Below are 22,777 nucleotides of genomic sequence, written 5' to 3' on the forward strand. Positions count from 1 at the left end.
ATTCTATTATCAGCATAGGTTTTTTTGTTTTAGGAATTTGCTATCTTAAATAAACGTAAGATAGAATTACCTGTTAAACTAAACTATTATGAAAAAGCTCTCATTCAAAAGCAAGTTAATTTGTTGGTTAGTGGTATTTGCAGGACTTACAAGCTGCGAAAAAGCAATAAGAAATGAGGGAAAAGCAAACCTTTCCGAAAAGCAGACCTCAGAACCTGTTTTATTTACCTTATTAACACCAGAACAAACACAAGTCAATTTTAACAATCAACTTACAGAAGGGCTCAATACCAATGTAATGGCCTACGAATATTTCTACAATGGCGGCGGAGTAGCAGTAGGAGATTTAAATGGAGACGGGTGGGAAGATATTTACTTTACCGGAAACATGGTTTCCAATAAATTATACCTGAACATGGGAAGCTCTCAACCCATGCAGTTTAAAGACATTACACAAGAAGCAGGTGTTACTGGCAGAAAAACACCATGGACAACCGGTGTAACTATGGCCGATGTAAACGGAGATAAACTGCTCGATATTTATGTATGTTACTCTGGCAATGTACGCCCAGAAAACAGAACAAACGAATTATATATCAATCAAGGAGCCGATGAAAATGGCTTCCCACATTTTAAAGAAGAAGCTGCCGCTTATGGTTTAGCAGTTCCATCTACCAGTACACAATCAGTCTTTTTTGATTATGATCTAGATGGCGATTTGGATATGTTCTTGCTCAATCACAGTCCATTTCCATTGCCAGTGCTCGATGAGGTTTCTACAGGTGAGTATATGAAAAAAGAGAACCCAATAAATGGGTCAAGACTTTTTAGAAATGATGGAAATCGGTTTAAAGATATCACAATGTCTGCCGGGATTAGTAGCTCAGGTTTGTCTTATGGTTTAGGAGTTGGTGTAGCAGACTTTAATAATGATGGCTGGGCAGATATTTATGTAAGTAACGATTATTCTATTCCTGACTACTTATACATTAATAATCAGGATGGTACTTTTACAAATCAGTTGCATAGTTCTTTTGGGCATACTTCCCATTTTTCTATGGGTAGCGATATTGCCGATGTAAATAATGATGCATTACCAGATGTATATACACTAGATATGTTGCCAGAAGATAATGGCAGACAAAAATTACTCTTTGCTCCAGATAATTACGAGTTATTCAATTTAAACCTAAAAGTAGGTTTTCATTATCAATATATGCGGAATATGCTGCAAATCCACGATGGCAATGGTGCAGATGGTGAACCGGTTTTTAGTGAAGTGGGGCAAATGGCTGGTATTTCAAACACAGATTGGAGCTGGTCTGCATTATTAGCAGATTATGATAACGATGGTTGGAAAGACCTTTTTGTAACAAATGGCTATGTGAGAGACTATACCAACATGGATTTTATGAAATACATGGGAGATTTCACTCATAGCAAAAATGGAAAGCTTTTACGAAAAGATGTGTTGGACTTGGTACATCAAATGCCTTCATCAAACATTTCCAACTACATCTATAAAAACAATGGAGCTACTGCCAGTGGACTCACCTTTTCTAATTATAAATCGGAATGGGGTATTACGCAAACCTCCAATAGTAATGGAGCAGCTTATGCAGATTTAGATAATGATGGTGACCTCGATTTAATTGTCAATAACATCAACAAGCCAGCCTTTATTTACCAAAATGAAGTTAACAAGCAAAAGCAGAATAATTACCTCAAAATAAAATTGGAAGGTGAAGGAAAAAACACAAATGGCTTAGGAGCCAAAGTAACATTATATAGCCAAGGTAAAAAGCTCTTTTTGGAGCAAATGCCTACGAGAGGTTTTCAATCGAGTGTTTCACCAGTGATGCATTTTGGTTTGGGAGATATCACCAAGCTAGAACGTGTTGAAGTGATTTGGCCAGGAAACAAACTACAAGAGCTTAGTAATATAGATGCCAATCAGTTGATAACACTTTCAGAAGATGAAGCAAAACAAATTAAAAAGCCAGTAGAAAAGACCAATCCATTTTATAAAGAAGTAACTGTACCATTTGCATTTGAACATCAGCAAAAAAATATTAATGATTTTAAGCGTCAGCCATTAATGGTAAATCCAGTCTCTTTTGATGGACCTTGCATGATAAAAGGAGATGTAAATGGCGATGGTCTAGAAGATATTTTTACAGGAGGTTCCAGTGGGCAAATCGCTCAATTATATATTCAGCAAGCTAATGGGACCTTCACTAAAAAAAGCATCAATGCTTTTGAAACTGATAAGAAAAGTGAAGATGTGGCTGCCACTTTCTTCGATGCCAATGCAGATGGAGCTTTAGATTTATATGTATGCAGTGGAGGTTATAATGATTTCTTTCCAGAAGATGCTGCTTTGCAAGACAGACTATATCTCAATGATGGAAATGGAAATTTCACTAAAGTGGAGAATGCTATTCCTCAGATGGTTACCAGTAGTAGCTGTGTGAGCTCCGCCGATATAAATGGCGATGGTTTTAACGATTTATTTGTGGGTGGAAGGGTGATTCCGGGGATTTATCCTGAAACACCAGAATCTTATATTTTAATAAATGATGGCAAAGGAAATTTTAAAAATGCCACAGCAGAGCTAGCTCCTGACTTGCAAAAAGCAGGTATGATAACCGATGCCGAATGGCTAGATTTGAATGGCGATAAGGTGAAAGATTTAATTGTAGTAGGAGAGTGGATGCCAGTAAAAGCATTTATTAATGAAGATGGAAAACTGCAAGATAAATCTAGCTCTTATTTCGAAAAGGAATACAGTGGTTGGTGGAATGAAATTCTAATTGAAGACCTAAATAATGATGGTAATCCCGATTTGGTGCTTGGAAACATGGGCCTAAATACGCAGTGTAAAGTCAGTGATAATGAGCCAGCCGAACTGTTTTACAAAGATTTTGACGACAATGGCTCTATAGATCCAATTTTCTGTTTTTACATTCAAGGCGAAAGTTATCCATCGGTAACTAGAGATGAACTACTAGACCAAATGAGTATGATGCGTGGTCGTTTTCCAGATTACAAAAGTTACGCAAATACCAAAATGGAAGACATCTTTAGTAAAGAAGAGCTAGAAGGAGTAAAGCATCTCGAAGTAAATGAGTTAAAAACACTTTATTTGGAAGGAACAAATGGCGGTATGTTTAAAGAAAAGGCCTTGCCATTGGTAGTGCAATCTTCTCCAGTTTGTGCGATACAGCCATTAGACTTCAATAATGATGGAAACAAAGATTTGTTACTTTGCGGGAACATTCACAGAGGTAAACTGCGATTTGGCAATACAGATGCGAATATGGGTATTTTGCTAAAAGGTGATGGTAATGGTAATTTTGAATATGTACCCCAAAATGAATCAGGTTTTGAGATTTGGGGAGATGTTAGAAGCATTGTTTCTTTGAACAACACTTTGCTTTTCGGCATCAATCAAAGTAAAACAAAAGCCTATCAACTTAATATAGAAGTATTGTAAAGTCCCGAGCAGTTTTATAATATTACAGAGAAGAAATTACTAATTAACTAACAACGGCTTTTTTTAACTTTTACAAAAATTGGTAAACTACTTGAATAGTATTTGATGATTTAGATGCTAAAATCATTTTTGAGTTAGTTGAAACCAAAATGGAGATGAAGAAACACATAATATTGATCATTGGATTGTGTATTTACTTGAGTGGGTGTAGCTCAAAAAAAGATAAAGTAATACAAGTACCAAGTAACGAAATAGACAAACTTCTTGAGCATGTTACTGATGTAATGGTTCATGATGTAACGAATCCGCCTCTTGCGGCAAGATTTTTTTCTTATATATGCCTTTCAGGATATGAGGTGTTATCGCTAAACAGCAACATTTATCCGAGTATGCAAGGCAGCTTGAATAAATTTCCAGAAATTACAAAACCTCAGGTAGAAGGCTACTCTGTAGAATTAAGCGCTTTACTTGCTATGATGGCGACTGCTAAAAAGGTGCAACCTTCTGGTAGTCTAATTGCAGATTACGAGAAAAACTTTTTAGATTCTTGCAAACGCGCTGGATATTCTATAGAAAAAATAAACAAATCTATCGAGTATGCACAAGACGTGAGTAAGCAGATTTTAGCCTATGCTAAAGTAGATGGATATAATAAAACCTCTAACTATCCTAAATATACACCTTTAGAAGGAGAGGGGTATTGGTACCCAACACCGCCCGCTTTTTTTGCAGCAGTAGAACCATACTTTAACACAGTACGCCCATTCACTTTAGATTCTGCTGCTCAGTTTAAACCTGATCCACCAGTAGCTTTTAGCACAGAAAAAGATTCTCCTTTCTATAAATTAATGATGGAAGTGTATGAAGAAGGAAGTATAAATTTAGGTGATAATAGTAGAGCGATAGCAACTTTTTGGGATTGTAATCCTTTTGCTGTTAAAACCACAGGGCATTTAATGGTGGCACTTAAGAAAATTTCTCCCGGAGCACATTGGATTGGAATCACTGGTATTGCTTGCCGCAAAGAAAATAAGAATTTTAAAGAGACACTTAAGATTCATACAGTAGTTTCTGTTGGATTGATGGATGCCTTTCTTTCTTGTTGGGATGAAAAATACCGTAGTGATCGCATTAGACCAGAAACGGCTATTAGAAAATATATCGACCCTAATTGGGAGCCACTTTTACAAACCCCTCCTTTCCCAGAATATACCAGTGGGCATTCTACAATCTCAGCTGCTTCGGCATATATTCTCACCCATTATTTTGGCGATAACTTTAGCTTTATAGATAGCACAGAGATAAAGTTTAGCTTACCAACTAGGAATTATTCGTCTTTTATGGCTGCTGCAAAAGAAGCGGCAGTATCAAGATTATATGGTGGTATCCATTACAGAGATGCGAATGAAAACGGTACAAAGCAAGGTTTAAAAGTTGGAGAATGGGTGATAGGTACGGTTGAAAAAATTGAAACAAAACCTTTAGTAATTGACTCAGATCACACAGAAGAGTTTACAAGCTCAGATATTAACTAAAATTTTTACTACATAAATGATAAAAAAATAACCCTCTGCTAATATAGAAGAGGGTTACTACTTAATATGTCGATTTGATATTGACTTTCAATAGAACTTAAATAGGCTACTGCTTTAAATTATATTCAAGCAATTTCCAGATAGAACTAATCTTATTTAGAATACTTATAAATTGAGGCAAAGATAGGAGCAAATATCTAAAAGTGAAATATTATTTAGAATAATTATAAATAATATTTCATTAAAGTATGAATCCTATATAAGATATTAAATACTAATTTGATCTTGAAAGCGCATCAATTTTCTCTTTGAGCAAGTTATTTTGATATTCTACTTTCAGCTCTTCCATACACTTGGCACACAAACAGTCATCGTAAAGCATGTTTATGTAGTTTCTTTCGGCATTACTCAAGCTAACAGTAGCGCATTGGCAAAGTGTAATAGATCCAACTTTACACTCGAACTGGGACTTACAACGGGGGCAATATTTATCTTCATGTTTTTTCATTATATTTTCTGTTAGGTGAACAGGCTTGTACACTGGTTGAAGATTGCCTTATACAAATATAACAATATGTAACCATGAATTATAACCAATACAAAAAAGGTGAATTAAGCTTTTTTTGCCTATATAAAACATCAATTTTTTAGCTGATACTCAACAGGTTATTGTAACCTTAAAATAGAAATATGGATATATTAAAATGTATACAATTCTAAATTACCCATCCAATATCAATGAAACTACCGTCGAATATTTAGATCAAAAACCCAGTGGTAAATAATTACAGCAATAGAAAGATACTCATCAACTCAACTTTTAAGGTGAAGTATTAAATAAATATCTACACATATACATTTTAATGCTTTTTCTTTATTTGTAACAAGCTCATTTTTTAAGAAAAAGCTTCTCTTTTCTCATTATTTTCCTCAAATCTAGAAGTCATATAAAAATTTTACCCACCATATTTTGTGAAAGTCGATTTGCAATATAACTTTGCCTTTATTTAGAATTAATCTTAATAAAAATAAACATAATATGAAGTTATATTTACTAAGTGTACTAGCATATGTTTTAACACTTTTAGCAGTAAATGCACAAAGTGGAAACATAATGGGGAACATCACGACATCAGATGGGAAACCAGCTGAATATGTAAACGTTGGTTTGAAAGGTACAACAAAAGGTTCTACTACAAACCATGAAGGAAACTATAAAATCGAAAACGTAGCTGTTGGAAATTATACCTTAATTGCTTCATTTGTTGGACTTGAAACACAAGAAAGTCAAATTGTAGTAAAAGCCGGAGAAACTCTAAGCATAAATTTTACACTGAATGAAAGTGCACAAGAGTTAAGTGAAGTTGTAATTCAGGCAAATGCTAACCAATATAATGAAGAAGCACCTTCTCAAAGTTTAAGGTTAAATACACCATTAATAGAAACTCCTCAAAACATACAAGTTGTAACTAAAGCCGTGTTGGAAGACCAGCAGGTTATCAGTATGAGTGATGGCCTAATTAGAAATGTGAGTGGAGCTGTAAGAACAGAGCACTGGGGCGACCTTTATACAAACATTAAAGTAAGAGGCTCACAAATACAGGCTTTCCGTAATGGATTTAATGTAGTGAATTCTAGCTGGGGCCCACTTACAGAAGATATGAGCTTTGTAGACCATATCGAATTTGTAAAAGGTCCAGCAGGTTTTATGTTGGCAAATGGTGACCCAAGTGGTTTGTACAATGTAGTAACCAAAAAGCCAACAGGTGTAACCAAAGGCGAAGTTTCTTTTACTGTAGGTAGTTTCGATTTATACAGATCTACTCTTGATTTGGACGGCAAACTTAGTAAAGATGGAAAGTTACTTTATCGTTTAAATCTGGCTGCACAAAACAAAAAATCGCACAGAGATAATGAGTTTAACAACAGGTATGTAATTGCTCCAGTTATCTCTTACCAACTCGATAAAAATTCTAAGTTAACATTAGAATATACATACCAGCGTGCAGAGATGAGTGATGTAGGTTCTTATTATGTATTCTCTCCTGATGGTTTTGCTACATACCCTGTAGAATTTACAACCTTGCCATCTGGCATGCCTGCAACTAACATAGATGATCACAGTTTCTTTGTTAATTTCCAGCATAAATTAAACAACAATTGGAAACTTACAGGTCAATTAGCTTATTTCAATTACCAACAGCAAGGGAGCTCAATGTGGCCAGGAGCTGTTTACGAAGATGGAAAAATACTGAGAACAGTAAGTAGCTGGGATGCTAAAAGTAAAATGACATTGGGGCAGGTATTTGTAAATGGAGATGTAACTACTGGTAGTGTAAGACATAGAATATTAGGTGGTTTAGATCTTGGTAACAAAGAATACTTTGCCGATTGGGGACAATATCACATGCTAGATTCAGTAGGAGCAGAGTTTGATCCATTAAATCCTTACTATGGTGTTCCTGTAAATGGTTATCCCCAGTTCGATTATACAACTCCACTTGAAGAAAGAGCACAAGCTGTAGCTGGTCTTATCGACCAAAGATATACGGGTGTTTATGTGCAAGATGAACTAGGTTTCATTAATAATAAAGTGAGATTAACGCTTGCAGGCAGATATACTACAGTGAGTCAATCTTCTTATGGCGGCACTCCACTTACTGCAAAAAGATTTACTCCTCGTGTAGGCTTAAGTGTTTCTTTGAACGATTTCACTTCAGTGTATGCACTTTACGATCAAGCATTTATCCCGCAGGCAGGTACATTAACTAATGGTGATGATGCAAAGCCAATTACTGGAAATAATATGGAAATTGGTTTCAAAAGAAATTGGGCTGGTGGAAAGTGGAGCAGTACTTTAGGCATTTACAGAATTCTTAAAAACAATGAAATTACCTCAGACCCAAATAATCCAAACTCTGGATTAAGTGTAGAATTAGGTGAGAAAAGATCGCAAGGTATTGAGTTCGACTTGAGAGGTACCATTGTAAATGGTTTGAAATTAATCGCTAACTATGCTTATACAGATTCAAAAGTAACAAAGGTTACTGAGGGAATTACTGATATAGACGAAGGAGATATTATACCTGGATTTGCTAAACATACCGTAAATGGTTGGCTAACTTATAAAATCCAAAATGGTGTTTTAAAAGGGACTGGTTTTTCTGCTGGTGTTACTTGGTTAGCAGACAGAGAAACTTATTGGGATGAGTCTCCAGACCCAAGCCAAACACTGCCAGATTATGTAAAAGTGGATGCAGGTTTATTCTGGCAAAAAGATAGAATTAAAATCACAGCCAATGTATTTAATGTATTAGACGAATATTTATACAGTGGTTCTTATTACTCTTGGTTAAGTGCTTATTACTGGCAAACAGATCCTCCAAGAAATGCTAGATTGAGTTTGAATTACAAATTTTAATTACAACTATAAATTAACAAAAAGCCCTTATTCACTTATTGAATTAGGGCTTTTTGTTGAAACCTACTCCCAAAAGTCTGGTTCTTTATTTACGCCACCTCCAGTTCTGCAATCGGCACAAGAGGGTGGTGCACCAGAGTAAGAATCAGGTATGGGACTACTACCATAAATTGCATCAAGAGGTATTAACCCATTTAGTTGACCAAATTGTTCATAAAGGTTTACAGGAGTATTTACTACAGTAGTATCATAACAATAAGTATTAAAAATTGCTGGTATATCTCTATAAGGAATATCTAATCTTTCAATAAATATCCTTTTCTCTTCGAGAGTATTTGCACTTATGTAACCTATTACCTTATTGTCTGAATTAACCGGGCTGACATTAGATGTTAACAAAGAAGGTTGAGGGCCAAATATGGAACCTAAATCTTCTGAGTTTGCCCGCAGTAAATCCAAAAAGTTGTAATAGTCTTCAGAAATGGAAGATTGAATTACATTAATAGAATACTTTATTGAGAATTTGAGATTATCTGAGGGAATTATCTCTGTTAAACTTCTTTTAGAAACAACATTTTCTGAGAATTGAATTGTAGAGCCAATCTTTATATTTTCGTTATGGTACGATTGCCAGCAATAATAAACCTGATCTTCAGGGTTTCTACGGTGAACCGTTGTATCACTAGCTTGAAAATAATAATTTGAGTAATACATAACACGATAAACATAGGTTTCATCAAACTCCCATTGGTAATATCGCGAGTTATCTACATCATTATGCGTAGAAACATAAATAGTAATGCCATTAATTGTATTCTCCCAAAATATACTATCGATTGGAGGGGTATCGAGAATTTCCATTGCTTCAGAGAGATATTCTTGCTCATTGCTAGTAGTTATTCTCACTCGATATTTTCTATCAAATTCAAGAGGTAGGCTATCTTGATAAACGCCATTATCTACTTCAGTCAATACCGCAACTATATTTTCATTTTCGTCTTCAAGGTTTACTCTTGCCTTACTTTCAGAGGCTAAACTATCGTATCCGACTTCGGTGGTTCTGCTAAGTTGTATACTTGTTACATTATTGCCAATTCTGCCTTCTACTACTAAAATACGCTCATCATTATTGTTTAAATCGGGTGTGTATTCTTCTAGGCACCCAAAAACAATTACCGCCATAAATGCGGTATGCTTAAAGTTTAGTTTCATTTTAATTGCTAGTTAAAAGGGTAATCTAAATAATTGATCGTTAGTATTTTAAAGGTATAAACCTTTATATCTGATTATAATATTCTACTGTTAATAACAATCCGCTTTCTGCGGTTTTGCCAAACTTAATTCCTCTCTCTTTGATGTTACTTTTCAATATTTTTTTCTTGTCTTTTAATACTTTGAGTACAGAACCTTTACTCTTTACTTTGTGGAAAACATCATCTTTAAGCACATAATATTTATCTTCATCGTCAAACCAATATTTTAATTGGTCGTCATCAATTTCTTTCTGTATACTTTTATGTCTTTTAGCATACAGTTTCACATCTCCATCTACAAGCAAATCGTAAAAACCAGCATTTATTAGACCGTTGCTGTCTTCTTCTAAAGGCACATATTTATGTTCAAAAATGATGAAATAGTCTATTAAGTTATTTTCTATTATAAATGGATAAGAAATTTTGTCATGTTCTACTACTATTTGTTGCAAATGCGTATCATAGTAAAACTGCACATCCTTATATAAAATACCATCAAACGAAATATCTCCAATGCCAGAGTCTTCGCTGTAGAAAAATGGGTGATTAATCATTTTCGATGAATAGAATTTATATTCATTGCCTTTATAAATGGCAGGACTAGTTTGCATAGAATCATTATACATCTTAGTTAAATAATCAAAAGATTCTTGCAAATTATTACTAGTTGTGAGGGTTTGGGTATCTTGCGCCTTAGCTGATAAGCCAATTAGGAATAAAAGTAAAACTAAAAGTTTGTGTTTGTGATGATGTAGCATTAATTCAACTTTAAAAATTATCTCCATGTTAAATATACTAAGATTGTAAATCTTAGTAAATAGTTAATCATAATTATCCCGAATTTTAATAATAATTAATTTTTATGATAAAGCATTTACTTTAGTCAAGTAAGCTAAAAAAATATGAGGTATAGGTTGTTTAATCGAGAGATTAGGAGGATTAGAGAAATACTTGATTTAGTAGGTATTCTTGCTAGATGACTGCTTTTATTAGTTAACATAATATCATTTAAGCAGATTTTGTAGAATGCTGAATTAGAATCGAAAATGTGGAAAAAGATTGTAAGTGAATATGCTTAACTTTTTATTATAGATTACAACTATAAATTATTTTACTCTTGATAAAATATATGTTTTCTTTCCGCTTCTAGAACTTATTTCAAGTATTTCTAAATTATTCTCTATGTTTATTTTATAATTATATTCGTTTTCATAAAAGTATTGCCGCCCAGCATCAAGTGAAAATCTAATTTTTTTAATATCTGGCAACAATTTATAAGTAAAACTAACTTCTAACTTTGATGATATTAGGATTTTACCTTGACCATCTTTAGCAAATTCGATTTCAGGACAAACATTATAAAGTTCTATTCCAACATTATATTCAATTTTACATAAAGACCATTTACCATCAATCTCTTCCTGAACTATTTGATTACTACAGGAACATAACATGAATATCAAGAATAATTTCATAGCAATAATATTAACTAATCGGTATTCAACAAGTTTATTAATCATTCCTGTTTGTAATTCCAATTTATATAATCATTCATTCCATTATCTTTAATATAAGATATCCATTCTTGCTGAAAATCATCTGGCATGGTAATGATACCTCTTTGGTGATCTCTATTTTCTATGATGCTTGTAAAAGCTTCTCTTTGCTTATTGTAATTAATATTCTCTGCATCATTAACTCTAGCATAGAAAGAATCTAGAGTTAGCCATTCCTTATTAAATGACATGAGTTTCAGATGATTTAATATTTTCATCATTTTGATAATAGATTCACGTATCCAGCTAGTAAAATAATTACCTTCTTGAAATAAATCATCACCTGCAATAAATATAGATACTTTTGGGTCATCTAAGTAAAAGCCAGAACTTAATATAGTATAGCAGTCTGTTGTATCTTCATATTTAATAAAAAGTGCATCTTGATAGTTTATAATATCATATTTATCCTTGCAAGCTTGTTTCGATGCTTCTAAAAGGGCACTTATAGTAATATAATTTCCATCAAAAAGTTTCTTAGACATATCTAATCCAAAAACCCGAAGCCAGGACTTATAAGCAGCAGGTAAAACTCCTGAGATGCTTTCTTCAGCAATAGATATATCTTTTTCTAGCCCTCCCTTGACAGAATCTTGAGTTTCAAACTCAATCTCAATAAAGTACGACTTGAAATTATTAAAATATACATCAAACTTATTCAATTCTTTCATCATGAAGAATATCATCAAAACCCAGTTATTTTTAATATTAGAAACACATCACTCAACTACTAGATTTTAGCGTGTGATACACTAATTTTCATCTAGGATTAAACCAGTGGCTGAACCGCTTCTGCGTTCCCATTCTCTGATAGATTTCATTTTTTTCTTTTCTATAAACTCACCACTCCACGGATTGAAAATATAAACATCGAATTTATATGGGTGCACGACAAACTTCCTAAACCAAATTGGTGTCGTTGGATTATCAATGATAATTACTATCTTGTAATAGTACAAACCAAAAAAAATCCCTTTAAATGAAAGAAGATGCCATCACCCTGAAAATAGCCAATGAACTTAAAGCCTGGAAAGCTTCACAGAAAGGTCAGACCGACTTTTATAATTATGAAAAATCGTTTGTAGAACTATGGCTCAAACTGGGCAGAGAGGTACTTCAGGACGATCTTGGCGATGGCGACTACAAGAAGAACAAGAAAAAAAAGTAAAGACCAGTATCGGTACGATGGTCATGGACAAAAAAGACCCACTGGCCAACTGCCCAAATGGGTTCAGGATAAGTGGTTACCTTCAGGAACTGATGGTTTTCTTGGGGAAAGACCATGTATTCGCAGAAGCCAGTGAAACTCTGGAAAAGCTTTTAGGGATCAAGGTAAGTGCCAAGCAAGCAAGTGGAAAGGGTCAGTGAGAAGATAGGTCAGATATTAGAAGACGAACAGGCGGTACAAGCAGAGAATGAAAAAAAAGATGTGACATTCGAAATAGCCTTAAAGCCCAACTACACCTATATAGAGATGGACGGTTCAATGTTGTTCACCAGAGAGGAGAAGTGGAAAGAAGTGGATCGCCACGCGACCAAACTAGGTAGTGTATTCCAGGTACCTATCGAGGAAGCCTTAAAGGATACTCCACCGAAAATAGGTCACTCGGACTATGTGGCCTACTTAGGATCAGCAGACGTCTTTTTACCAAGGTTACAACGTATCATACCCAAAGTGGAGCCCCCGATTTTCATCGCAGATGGGGCACCGTGGATTTGGAGGTGGGTGACAGAGAAATATCCTGGTGCCGTGCAGGTCCTTGACTATTTTGCGGCTGCAAGCCACGCTATGGAATATGCCCATGACTTTGCCAAGGTGGCCTTCAAGGAGAAAGTAGAATATGATAATTGGATAGGTGGTGTTGAAAATTATCTGCTCACTGACCGAGTTTCCAACCGGGTAGAGGCACTCACTCGTCATATGGATTGGCTAGCTGAAAGAGTTGTCCCAGAAAGTCTCCCTATGTTGACAAGGCTCAAGGAATATTACTTGAAGAACCTACACAGGATGTATTATGGGACATTGCGAAAAAATGGAGTATTGATAGGCAGTGGTGCCATTGAGTCGGCCCATAGGAACTGGAATTGCAACTTAATTTGGTACACATTTACTTAGGCCGCTTTTTTTAAATTGAATTTCAGTTGAATTTCCTTTTCCAGTGGAGTCATGTATCCTAAACTTGAGTGTATCCGTTTCACATTATACCACTCTTCAATATATTCATGGATATGTTGGTAAAGCTGTTCAGAGGTATCAAATTTTTGTCTATTTAGACTTTCATATTTGATGGTCTTGAACCGCACGGAGTGAAAACTTTCTGCCACGGCATTATCCCAACAATTACCTTTTCGACTCATGCTCTGGGTTATTTTCCGATGAAAAGAAAAAATATTCTTTGTCTGATTACATGCATATTGGACTCCCCTGTCAGAATGAAAGACAAAACCATCCTTGATATCACGTCTTTGTCTCGCCAATGACCAGGCCCGTAATACTGTATTCTCGGCTGTCATATCATTTGAAAGTGACCAGCCTACTACTTTTCTGTCTGCCAAATCAATGATCGTAGTCAAGTAATTCCAGTTGTTTCCAACTCTGACATACGTAATGTCAGATACCCAGACCATCCCGATATTCTCTACCTTAAAGTCTCGTTCTAGGATATTATCAGCTACGCGATGTTCATGTTTAGAATCAGTAGTGACTATAAATTTCTTTGCCAGAATGCTTTTGAGCCCCATTGACTTCATTAATCTGGCCACATAGGACCTTGATATCTTTATATTTTTTTTGATGAGTTGAGCTGTTATTCGAGGACTTCCATAAGTGCCCTTACTGTCATCATAAATCTCTTTTATATGCTTTTTGAGGATATCTTTTTTGGTCTCTATATTTCTTTTGGCGAGTTCTCTACGTCTCCAAGAATAGTAGGAATTCTTGCTTACCTTCAAACACTTACACATCATCTCAACGGGAAAAACCCCACAGTTCTCTGCCATGAACTCGTACTTTTCCCGTCTCCCTTGGAGAAGATACTCACCGCCTTTTTTAAAATATCACGTTCTAATTCTACTTCTCTCAATTGCTTTCTTAACTCTCTAATCTCTTTTTCTTCAGGTGTCAATGAGAGTTTGCGCTTATCAGAAAATACACCACTTCTTTCCCTACTTTCTCTTTTCCATCTTCGGATCATACCTTCATAAAGACCATAATCCTCTGATACTTTTCGTGCTGTATGACCTGCCTCTAATAAGCCAACTATCATTTCCTTGAATCGTTCCACGACGGTTCTTTTTCGTACTGTTTCTTTTTGCCCATAATAGTTAAAGTTAATAATTATGGCCTGTTAATTTATGTACCAACTAATGTAGCATATCCAAACGTCATCCAGTAAAGAATGAAGTTATCAGGCCAGCGGTGGTCGATAAGGGGCGCGCGGTCAATGCCGTTTCCATAAGCAAAAGAGTTACAATAAACTATTAGACAGCCCTCCTGTAATTAGTAAAAGTCCTGTATTTTCCTCTACACCTTTTCGGTTGAGTCCTTTTATATTTGGCCTAATAGCTTCGGTAGACTTTAAAAAAAGTGTGATTAAATGTTCAAGGATAACCTTAGGCTCTTCATGGATAAAGATTTTGATGACATTATTTTTTAAATTACCAACACTGACATTATTGTTTATTTTATGCTCATATTTTCTTTCCTTATTGTCCAAGGCCAGTTGCTGGGTACAATCTTTCAATAGTAAGCTATGTAAATTAGCTAAGAAAACCATGGTATAAAACTCCTGATAAATTGCTTCCGGTAAATGCCCAGAAAAGAGTTCTACTTGCAAAATATTCTTAAAGTAGTCAAAAAAAACCTCTACTCCCCACCTAAGAAAATAAAGGTCTTTAAAAATAGCATCGGGGTATTGTTGGGTATCCAATAAAGAGGTCATAAGCACTTCTACTTCTCCATTATCAAGTATTACTTTAACTAAGCGCACTGTTACCGATGCATTTTTATCTATACTATAGGGTGGGTTTTCTAAGCGTTCAATAGCACTATGGGTTGCCTTTAAAGTAACCATAGCAGTGTTCCGCTTACTTTTCACAAAGTCTTTAATGCTTTTATTAAATGTAATTTTACTGCGCATCACATAGTTTTTACCTTTTAAAAGATACAGCAGAACAAAACTGGTAAATCCACGATCATAAATACTCAGGCTATTTGGGGGTAGGTCATCTACAAAATCAATGGCCATTCCGAGCTCATCACTAGTAATAGGAGCAATTTTACTTTGCTCACAAATACCATTGGATACATCATAAGCACAGAGTACCCTTGCCATTGGGTAACTGGCAGCTTGGTTAGAGGAATTACCAAATGTTTTTGATATTTTAGCGGTATTGGGTAGGTTAATTGTCGTACCATCGATACCATAAACGACAAACCCGGCCCATGTTTTTCTTGGGTAAATCCGCTTGTAATGATGCAGTAAGCAGGCATTCCAGTCCTGAAAAAATATAGATCTTAGTTTATACCTGGCCTTACTGGGGCAGTCCCACTAAATGCCCCTTTTGTGGGTGCAATGCCCTGAGCTATTAAATGAGGAAATACAGATTGTAATTCTACTTGGAGGCTCTTTTTACTCAAGTTTAAAATAAAGAATATCACATTGGTAAATGTAAGGCTACGATGACGGCTGAAGTCAGTGACCCGACTGCAATACTTTTCTCTGCAACTGTAGGCTTGGGTAATGAAGTTTTTTAATTCAGCTATTATCTGTAAATTTGCTTCCATTATAAAAGTGTTTTAGTTGGAAAATATAGTGTCGTAACTTATTCCCAATTTCAACACTTTTTTTATGTATAACTACTTGAAAAGTATAGCACTTCCTTATGGAAACGGCATTGCGGGGCCGCAATCATTTAGCAGATTATTCAGGTGAATATAAAGCAGATTTATTATTAAATGCCTTTCAAATTGGTGCTAAATATCAAAGATATATTTTCTCATTCAACAAGTTTGATGTTGGATACCAACTAAATGCAGGATTGATTTTAACTGATTTTTATCTAGATGAAATTTTAATAATTTATGATGAAGAGATTGTAAATAGTGGTATAAGTTTAGATAATACAGGTCTATTTATAGAACCGATGGCTAAAGCATCATATAATTTATTTGAAAGTGTGAACATTAACCTGAGTACAGGTTATAATTTTAACTTAAAGAGTGATCTAGAATTCTATAGGCTACAAACTGGTGTGTATACAAATTGGTCAGGTTTAAGATTTCAAATAGGTATAGATTACAGTTTTGATTTTTCAGCTAGATGAAGGTCCTATAAAAATAAGCAGGGGCTTATGGTTAAGGGTTTTAATTTACCCTTTAATAAATAGAAAGAAGAATAAAGACTGAACTACAAATACCAGATATAAAAATTAAAGTAAGTTGTAACCATATCTTGGAGCCGTTGAAGGTATTTTTACGGAACAATTTCCATGTTAACGAAGTAATTATCCCATAATAAATAGTAGCTGCAATTAAGAAAAATAAAAAAATAGAGTCTGCCATTTCTCCTCCATCATTAAATACATTTAAAATAAATTTCCCCCAAGTCAATAAAATAAACCCATCTAGCAAAAAGAAAAATGAAATGAAAATGAGTAATAATGCCTTAATCACATTTATCATAAGAAACTAATAACACAACTGATACTTAAAGGTAAGGGAAATTACTCTACAGGCTTTGTATTTATTAATACAGAATCAGTCTGGCAAAATGCTTTTACACTCACAAGCACTATAAATAATAAGAGTAGTAATTCGCGCATATGTTGTTTCTACTATCCATTTTGTGATAACAAATAAATCTTCATCATCAATTTTATTATTGGCATTAAATATAGTTTCAATTCGCTTTAATGTATTTCTCTTGTTTAATCTATTTCAAAAATGCCATTTTTTTAGTATAATTAGATAGCCTTATTTTTTTCAATCCTCATCTACAAACATCCATGAAAGCTATTTTATCAAGTTTTGCTATCTACTTAATGGTTTTACAAGTTATGCTCAAGATGGATTTATTAAAGGAAAACCTTCATTAGCTTATTGGAAAATTGGAGGTAAAAGTGAAACTGTAATTGTCTTACATGGTGGGCCTGCTGTGCAACACGAATACCTTCGCCCAGAGTTTGATGCCTTGCAAAATGTTGCTACAGTCATTTATTACGATCAGCGGGGTTGTGGCAAAAGTGAAAGCGCAGACATTTACGAGTGGCAAAAGCATGTAAAAGATTTAGACAGACTTATTAAGCAACTTTCAAATAAACAACAAGTGTTTTTAGCGGGATCTTCTTGGGGAAGTTTACTTGCCATTTTATATGCTTACTCACATCCAGAAAACATAAAAGGTGTTATTTTATCTGGAACAGTAATCTGGAAAGGAACTGATATGTCAAAAAATAAATACAGAGCCTCTTATACTAAGAGTATTGAATATTTCAGAAAAAACAAGCCAGATCTAGTGCCCATGTTATTAGAAGAACAAAAGATTGTTTCTTATGAAGATAGCCTTAATAATATTGTACAAGATACACTAGATATTAACAAAGAAGTTCAATGGCTTCGAGGTCAACCATCAATAATAACTTTAAAGAGTATGGTAACAGCGCCTTATTTTAGTAGCCTCAAAAATATAACTTTGCCTATTTTAATATTTGATGGCACCCGCAAAGTTTGTGGCAATATAGATTGGGGCCATCGTTATGCAGATATATTCCCAAATGCAGAGCTTTTTACCATAAACGGAGCCTGCCACGACCCATGGTTTTCAGACCCCGAAAAGTTTTTTAATAAAAGTATTGCCTTTATTGAGGCAAATAGCCAAACAGAAGCAATTATTAATCATTAATTAAATCAATAGACAGATTTACCTTATCGATAAAGGCATGTAACTCTGTTGGTACATTATCTTTCATTTGGTCTAGCAACCAATATTTTCTAATTCCTTCAAAATTGTATTCTATGTACAAACCGCCCCAGTCTCCGGCATCGGGTTCTCCAATAATTGTTTGAGGGTAATCAAACAACTCATCCGGAAAACTAAAAAACATATCTCTTACTTTATCAAATTTTGCATTGGAGAGCGTGCGGTATTCTCCCTCATAATAGCTCGACTGTAATGGATATTTATCTTTGGTATCTTCTAGCAGTCGGTCTGCTTCCAGTTTAAAAATCTCTACGCAAGATTCACCCATACATTCTCCGTAAAAATGTCCGAATATTATGTAACCCGATTCACCTTTTTCTATACTTTCGGTTTCTTCGTCTTGGCAACCTAAATTAAAAACAGCAAGTATCAGCAGTAGTGCTAGATGTTTATAGTTAATCATGTTATTAAAATTTATCTTCTATTTGAATCCCTTACGCACAGATTTTTACAATTGCTGCACACTTCACCTTGCAATTTTTTCTACACCACTGTGAAAATATTTGAACACTTTAAAAGAAAAAATGGCCATACAGGCTTTCTATACGCTAGGAACTGTTCTTGTACTATTCTAAGCAAATAAATTATTAACCAAAACACTAACTAACATGAATAATTTGCAAGGAAAAAAAGTCGCAGTATTAGTAACAGATGGGTTTGAAGAAGTTGAATTTACTAAACCTGTAGCAGTATTGAAAGATGCTGGTGCCATAGTTCATGTAATCTCTCCACAATTAGATACGGTGAGAGCATGGAACAAAGACAACTGGGGCAATGAGTGCGTGGTAGACAGAAATGTTAGTGAAGCAAGAGCATCTGATTACGACAGCCTGTTATTACCAGGCGGCGTAATGAATCCAGATCAACTAAGAACTAACAGCGATGCAGTAAAATTCGTAAAAGATTTCTTTGCTGCGGGTAAGCCAATTGCTGCTATTTGCCATGCACCACAATTATTAATTGAAACTGGTGCGCTAAAAGGTAGAGAGCTCACTTCATACCCATCACTTAAAACTGACATTGAAAATGCTGGTGCAAAATGGATCGACAGCGAAGTTGTTGTTGATGCAGGTTTAGTTACCAGTAGAACACCAGACGACATTCCGGCATTTAATAACAAAATGCTAGAAGAGTTTGCTGAGGGTGTTCACCAAGAACAAATGACAGTATAAGTAAATTAACAGAGGCTTTTGTCTTATTTAAAGGAGACCTGAATCAATTTCAAGTCTCCTTTTTTGTTTATAAACTTTCTATGATATTTTGAAGCTCTGCTAGATCAGGATTAATAGCCAGTATTTCTCCTTTTTGATTTACCAAAAACTGAGAACCACCAGCAAACTTGATGTTATATTTCTCCCACACTTTATTCTCTTCATTTAGCTCAACTAAGTTTTGCCAAGGGTACTCATATTTATTTACTGCCTCCGTATACTCACTTTTTTCACTTATGCCTCCCACTACGCCTATCACCGTTAAACCTGCTTTATTCAATTCTTGATAATTCGGTTTTATAGCCTTTGCTTTTTTAATACAAGGGCCACACCATGGTGCCCACAAGTCAATAAGAGTAAACTTATTGTTTTTAATTATTTCTGAAATCTTCACCAAATTACCTTCGGCATCTGGGGCTTCAAAGTCTACAAAACTCCCTCCTACTTTTACTTGAACTAAACCACCAATTATATTTTGAGCTACAGAAGTGTATAGGTGATCTGGAAATTTCTCTTTTAAAATATCATAAGCTTCTAAAACTTCTTCTGCTTTAATGTTTCTGTATCTCTTGTAGTTCAACGACTCTATAAACTCACTATAAGAAAATAAACTAGGGTTATTCTGTATATAATCAAGAGACCAATAAACATAACTAATCCTTACTGAATCGCTTTCACTCTTTAATTGCTTAGCAAACTCTGAGTTTTGCTGATCAATCTCATATAATGAATCCATTTGATTACTAATTCTATTAAAGGTTGGGTCATAAATCGACATAAGCTTTTTCTTATAAGTTTGAGCCTCTTCATTTATTTCACCACCTATAATGATGTTTTCATCATATCTTTCTTCAGGATAAAGTTCAAACTTTACAGTATCTGCATCTGGAAAAAAAGGGATATAATGCCAATTACCTCCCAGCCATTCTTCTTTAAATGTAAGATTATATCTTTCAATCTGATCACCTTTAAGTGTATAGGAAAAAGTATGGTCTTCATTAATTTGTATGGTTTGCATAGAAACCCTTTCGTCTTCAGTTAATTTAACTAGAATCAGTTCTTTACTATCTCTGTCCACCACCTTGCCTTGTAATACACAAGTAAATGGGGTGTTTGCAAAACCGCTGTGTACTAATAGGCTTAGGAAGATAAATAATAGATTTTTCATAATTGATTAGAGGAAAAAATGACAAAAAATTTGTGTGACCTTGATGAATTTCAGCAGGCATTACATACCTAAAATTTATCATAAAAAAATTACCAGTTAGTACGAACAAAAATCAATTTGGTTCAAATTCTTCTACAGAAAGTCCAATTAGTTTCATTTTAATCAATTTACTTTTAGCTTTAAACTGTAACTATCAAGAACATAAATAAACTGCAAATGATGATGTTTCAGCCTGAAAATGAATTACCTTCCAACAATGCAAAATTTCATAAAAGCCTAGCATTCCTATTACTCATAAGCTTTTTTTTAGCTAAAGCTTCGGTTTATGCAAAGCAAAATGAACCGCTACCCGATGGTGATGAGCAAAGAAAATATTTGATCGAAAAAATGCTATTGATTGCCGATCCACTTTTAGATGCATTAAGCAAAAATCAGTTAAGAGAGAAAATGCCTGTTGAGGCAGTTGAAGGGCAAGAAGAAGAGAGAAAAAAAGTAACTTATCTAGAAGCTTTTGGTAGATTAATCGGCGGTATGGCACCTTGGTTAGAGCTTGGCCCAGATAACACAGCAGAAGGCAAACTGAGAAAAAAATATATTGATCTTTCGGTAAAGTGCATCAAAAATGCGACTGATCCGGCTTCTCCAGATTTCATGAATTTTAATATAGGCAAACAACCTGTAGTTGATGCCGCCTTTTTAGCACACGCATTATTGAGAGCGCCAACTCAACTCTGGGGAAATTTAGATGAGCAAACCAAAGAAAATGTACTCAATGCATTTAAATCTTCAAGAGATATTAAACCTTATTACAGCAACTGGCTATTATTTAGTGCAATGGTAGAAGCTGCCATTTATAAGTTTGAAGGCAAGGCAGATATGATGCGCATAGACTACGCTGTAAAAGAGCACCAGAACTGGTATAAAGGTGATGGATTATATGGCGATGGACCGGACTTTCACTGGGATTATTACAACAGTTTTGTGATTCAGCCTATGTTGCTAGATATTACAGAAGTGGTTTTAGATGATGAAAAACTATACAATACTTTTCTGAAACGCGAAGCCAGATATGCTCAAATTCAGGAGAGATTAATCTCACCAGAAGGCACGTATCCACCAATTGGCAGGTCTCTATGTTACCGTTTTGGCGCTTTCCAATCTTTAGCACAAATTGCTTTGCTTAAAGCATTGCCAGAAGAAGTTTCGCCAGAGCAAGTAAGATGCGCTTTGTATACAGTGATAAAGAGACAGATTGAAGCTCCCGGCACTTTCGATGAAAATGGCTGGTTGCAAATTGGCTTGTACGGACACCAACCAGAGTTAGGCGAATACTATATTTCTACCGGAAGTTTGTACCTCTGCTCTCAAGCATTTTTAATATTAGGCTTACCAGAATCTGACCCATTCTGGAGCAAACCAAACGCAGACTGGACACAGAAAAAAGTATGGAACGGTGGCAAAATAAACATAGACCACGCTTTGTATTAATTCTATAAATAGAAAATTGACCAATACTACCTGTTACACAAAAGGCAGGTAGTTTTTATTACATTTGAGCAATGGAAATTAGTGAATTTAAAAAAGCATTTAGGAATAAATCCATACCTGAAATCTTAATAGGCTTACTAAATTTCACAAATACAATAGCAATTGATGACTGGTTTTCTCAGGGTTTTGAATTTGAGGTAGATGCAGAAAACTATATGCTAAAAACTTATTCTGGAGAAGAAGAATTTTTAACCTCACTTATTCCATTCGCACTAGCAGATGGTACAGGCTCAATCTATGCCTTTTGGTTAAAGAACAAAGAGAATAGCTTAGAAAACACACCGGTTGTAGCTTTTGGCAGTGAAGGAGGATACCACGTTATCTCTAAAAGTATTGATGACTTATTAAAGATTTTGACTTATGATACTGAAGTGTATGTTGATCATGATAATGTTTCTTATTTCAAATCTGAAGACCATGAATCCAGTAAATTCATAAAAGAATATCAAAATTGGTTATTAGAGAATTACCAAATCTCAGCAACAAATAACCCAGATGAAATAGTACAAAAAGCGAGGGAGAAATATCAGAAAGAATTTGAAAAATGGATGAATAAATTCATTTCATAGCAATACATTTTTAGAAAAGTATTTTACAATAAACATTTAA

21 protein-coding genes are annotated in these 22,777 nt (G+C 34.7%); 10 read left to right on the forward strand and 11 right to left on the reverse strand.

Going from position 1 to position 22,777, the window contains the following annotated elements:
- Positions 1-88 precede the first annotated feature (88 nt).
- Together OQ292_RS37725 and OQ292_RS37730 are read left to right on the forward strand one after the other, a co-directional pair.
- Complete coding sequence (locus tag OQ292_RS37725) at positions 89-3,496, forward strand: VCBS repeat-containing protein (protein ID WP_284689456.1); 3,408 nt, start codon at positions 89-91, stop codon at positions 3,494-3,496.
- A 155-nt stretch (positions 3,497-3,651) separates the two neighbouring features.
- A complete protein-coding gene (locus OQ292_RS37730) occupies positions 3,652-5,031 on the forward strand; it encodes a vanadium-dependent haloperoxidase (protein WP_284689457.1) in 1,380 nt (459 codons plus the stop codon).
- 274 nt (positions 5,032-5,305) lie between these two features.
- On the opposite strand, the gene OQ292_RS37735 is transcribed toward OQ292_RS37730, so the two are convergent.
- A complete protein-coding gene (locus tag OQ292_RS37735; RefSeq protein WP_284689458.1) occupies positions 5,306-5,539 on the reverse strand; it encodes a cysteine-rich CWC family protein in 234 nt (77 codons plus the stop codon).
- 531 nt (positions 5,540-6,070) lie between these two features.
- Here OQ292_RS37735 and OQ292_RS37740 point away from each other — a divergent pair.
- Positions 6,071-8,452, forward strand: coding sequence for a TonB-dependent receptor (locus OQ292_RS37740; RefSeq protein ID WP_284689459.1), 2,382 nt, complete (start codon positions 6,071-6,073; stop codon positions 8,450-8,452).
- Between the two features lie 63 nt (positions 8,453-8,515).
- Here the strand turns inward: OQ292_RS37740 and OQ292_RS37745 are convergent, their stop codons facing one another.
- The 5 genes from OQ292_RS37745 to OQ292_RS37765 form a co-directional block, all read right to left on the reverse strand.
- Positions 8,516-9,664: a DUF4249 domain-containing protein gene (locus tag OQ292_RS37745; protein WP_284689460.1), complete on the reverse strand. Its 1,149-nt coding sequence runs from the start codon at positions 9,662-9,664 to the stop codon at positions 8,516-8,518.
- A gap of 64 nt (positions 9,665-9,728) precedes the next feature.
- The gene (locus OQ292_RS37750) at positions 9,729-10,490 is read right to left on the reverse strand and encodes a hypothetical protein (protein WP_284689461.1); all 762 of its coding nucleotides are present in this window, start codon (positions 10,488-10,490) and stop codon (positions 9,729-9,731) included.
- A 321-nt stretch (positions 10,491-10,811) separates the two neighbouring features.
- Positions 10,812-11,243 carry a hypothetical protein gene (locus OQ292_RS37755; protein ID WP_284689462.1) on the reverse strand — a complete coding sequence of 144 codons (432 nt, stop codon included), beginning with the start codon at positions 11,241-11,243 and terminating at the stop codon, positions 10,812-10,814.
- Positions 11,222-11,935 carry a hypothetical protein gene (locus tag OQ292_RS37760; protein ID WP_284689463.1) on the reverse strand — a complete coding sequence of 238 codons (714 nt, stop codon included), beginning with the start codon at positions 11,933-11,935 and terminating at the stop codon, positions 11,222-11,224. Before OQ292_RS37760 ends, OQ292_RS37755 begins: the two co-directional genes overlap by 22 nt.
- A gap of 78 nt (positions 11,936-12,013) precedes the next feature.
- The gene (locus tag OQ292_RS37765; protein ID WP_284689464.1) at positions 12,014-12,151 is read right to left on the reverse strand and encodes a hypothetical protein; all 138 of its coding nucleotides are present in this window, start codon (positions 12,149-12,151) and stop codon (positions 12,014-12,016) included.
- Positions 12,152-12,240: 89 nt separating this feature from the next.
- On the opposite strand from OQ292_RS37765, the gene OQ292_RS37770 reads away from it, so the two are divergent.
- On the forward strand, positions 12,241-12,429 hold the full coding sequence (locus OQ292_RS37770) for a hypothetical protein (protein WP_284689465.1): 189 nt from the start codon (positions 12,241-12,243) through the stop codon (positions 12,427-12,429).
- Positions 12,430-12,612: 183 nt separating this feature from the next.
- Positions 12,613-13,377, forward strand: coding sequence for a hypothetical protein (locus OQ292_RS37775; protein ID WP_284689466.1), 765 nt, complete (start codon positions 12,613-12,615; stop codon positions 13,375-13,377).
- On the opposite strand, the gene OQ292_RS37780 is transcribed toward OQ292_RS37775, so the two are convergent.
- From OQ292_RS37780 to OQ292_RS37790, 3 genes are all read right to left on the reverse strand, one after another.
- Positions 13,374-14,527 (reverse strand): IS3 family transposase gene (locus tag OQ292_RS37780; protein WP_284689489.1). Its coding sequence is split into 2 segments (ribosomal slippage): positions 13,374-14,314 and positions 14,314-14,527, totalling 1,155 coding nucleotides; the frame shifts between segments, so codons are not numbered across the junction. The two genes, OQ292_RS37775 and OQ292_RS37780, sit on opposite strands and share 4 nt — an antisense overlap.
- Before the next feature lie 201 nt (positions 14,528-14,728).
- A complete protein-coding gene (locus OQ292_RS37785) occupies positions 14,729-15,772 on the reverse strand; it encodes an IS4 family transposase (RefSeq protein WP_348970707.1) in 1,044 nt (347 codons plus the stop codon).
- Between the two features lie 5 nt (positions 15,773-15,777).
- Complete coding sequence (locus tag OQ292_RS37790) at positions 15,778-16,047, reverse strand: hypothetical protein (RefSeq protein ID WP_284689467.1); 270 nt, start codon at positions 16,045-16,047, stop codon at positions 15,778-15,780.
- 98 nt (positions 16,048-16,145) lie between these two features.
- On the opposite strand from OQ292_RS37790, the gene OQ292_RS37795 reads away from it, so the two are divergent.
- The gene (locus tag OQ292_RS37795) at positions 16,146-16,586 is read left to right on the forward strand and encodes a hypothetical protein (RefSeq protein WP_284689468.1); all 441 of its coding nucleotides are present in this window, start codon (positions 16,146-16,148) and stop codon (positions 16,584-16,586) included.
- An 806-nt stretch (positions 16,587-17,392) separates the two neighbouring features.
- A complete protein-coding gene (locus tag OQ292_RS37800; protein WP_284689491.1) occupies positions 17,393-18,163 on the forward strand; it encodes an alpha/beta fold hydrolase in 771 nt (256 codons plus the stop codon).
- On the opposite strand, the gene OQ292_RS37805 is transcribed toward OQ292_RS37800, so the two are convergent.
- Positions 18,153-18,644 (reverse strand): hypothetical protein, encoded by a 492-nt coding sequence (locus OQ292_RS37805; protein ID WP_284689469.1) that lies wholly within the window; start codon positions 18,642-18,644, stop codon positions 18,153-18,155. The genes OQ292_RS37800 and OQ292_RS37805 overlap by 11 nt on opposite strands.
- 205 nt (positions 18,645-18,849) lie before the next feature.
- On the opposite strand from OQ292_RS37805, the gene OQ292_RS37810 reads away from it, so the two are divergent.
- A complete protein-coding gene (locus OQ292_RS37810) occupies positions 18,850-19,413 on the forward strand; it encodes a type 1 glutamine amidotransferase domain-containing protein (protein WP_284689470.1) in 564 nt (187 codons plus the stop codon).
- A gap of 67 nt (positions 19,414-19,480) precedes the next feature.
- Here OQ292_RS37810 and OQ292_RS37815 read toward each other — a convergent pair whose 3' ends face one another.
- Entirely contained in the window at positions 19,481-20,620 is a 1,140-nt protein-coding gene (locus OQ292_RS37815; protein ID WP_284689471.1) for a redoxin domain-containing protein, read from the reverse strand.
- Between the two features lie 216 nt (positions 20,621-20,836).
- On the opposite strand from OQ292_RS37815, the gene OQ292_RS37820 reads away from it, so the two are divergent.
- A complete protein-coding gene (locus OQ292_RS37820) occupies positions 20,837-22,108 on the forward strand; it encodes a DUF2264 domain-containing protein (RefSeq protein WP_284689472.1) in 1,272 nt (423 codons plus the stop codon).
- Positions 22,109-22,179: 71 nt separating this feature from the next.
- Positions 22,180-22,737 (forward strand): hypothetical protein, encoded by a 558-nt coding sequence (locus OQ292_RS37825; RefSeq protein WP_284689473.1) that lies wholly within the window; start codon positions 22,180-22,182, stop codon positions 22,735-22,737.
- Positions 22,738-22,777 lie beyond the last annotated feature (40 nt).

Source organism: Chondrinema litorale, from assembly GCF_026250525.1.
In the GTDB taxonomy this organism is placed as follows: Bacteria; Bacteroidota; Bacteroidia; order Cytophagales; family Flammeovirgaceae; genus Chondrinema; species Chondrinema litorale.

Excerpts from the sequence above, each read along its gene's own strand:
- OQ292_RS37815 (WP_284689471.1), bottom strand. The coding sequence starts at position 20,620 with ATGAAAAATCTATTATTTATCTTCCTAAGCCTATTAGTACACAGCGGT.
- OQ292_RS37760 (WP_284689463.1), bottom strand. The coding sequence starts at position 11,935 with ATGATGAAAGAATTGAATAAGTTTGATGTATATTTTAATAATTTCAAG.
- OQ292_RS37810 (WP_284689470.1), top strand. The coding sequence starts at position 18,850 with ATGAATAATTTGCAAGGAAAAAAAGTCGCAGTATTAGTAACAGATGGG.
- OQ292_RS37820 (WP_284689472.1), top strand. The coding sequence starts at position 20,837 with ATGATGATGTTTCAGCCTGAAAATGAATTACCTTCCAACAATGCAAAA.
- OQ292_RS37790 (WP_284689467.1), bottom strand. The coding sequence starts at position 16,047 with ATGGAAGCAAATTTACAGATAATAGCTGAATTAAAAAACTTCATTACC.
- OQ292_RS37735 (WP_284689458.1), bottom strand. The coding sequence starts at position 5,539 with ATGAAAAAACATGAAGATAAATATTGCCCCCGTTGTAAGTCCCAGTTC.
- OQ292_RS37825 (WP_284689473.1), top strand. The coding sequence starts at position 22,180 with ATGGAAATTAGTGAATTTAAAAAAGCATTTAGGAATAAATCCATACCT.
- OQ292_RS37730 (WP_284689457.1), top strand. The coding sequence starts at position 3,652 with ATGAAGAAACACATAATATTGATCATTGGATTGTGTATTTACTTGAGT.
- OQ292_RS37725 (WP_284689456.1), top strand. The coding sequence starts at position 89 with ATGAAAAAGCTCTCATTCAAAAGCAAGTTAATTTGTTGGTTAGTGGTA.
- OQ292_RS37770 (WP_284689465.1), top strand. The coding sequence starts at position 12,241 with ATGAAAGAAGATGCCATCACCCTGAAAATAGCCAATGAACTTAAAGCC.
- OQ292_RS37805 (WP_284689469.1), bottom strand. The coding sequence starts at position 18,644 with ATGATTAACTATAAACATCTAGCACTACTGCTGATACTTGCTGTTTTT.
- OQ292_RS37745 (WP_284689460.1), bottom strand. The coding sequence starts at position 9,664 with ATGAAACTAAACTTTAAGCATACCGCATTTATGGCGGTAATTGTTTTT.
- OQ292_RS37750 (WP_284689461.1), bottom strand. The coding sequence starts at position 10,490 with ATGGAGATAATTTTTAAAGTTGAATTAATGCTACATCATCACAAACAC.
- OQ292_RS37740 (WP_284689459.1), top strand. The coding sequence starts at position 6,071 with ATGAAGTTATATTTACTAAGTGTACTAGCATATGTTTTAACACTTTTA.
- OQ292_RS37795 (WP_284689468.1), top strand. The coding sequence starts at position 16,146 with ATGGAAACGGCATTGCGGGGCCGCAATCATTTAGCAGATTATTCAGGT.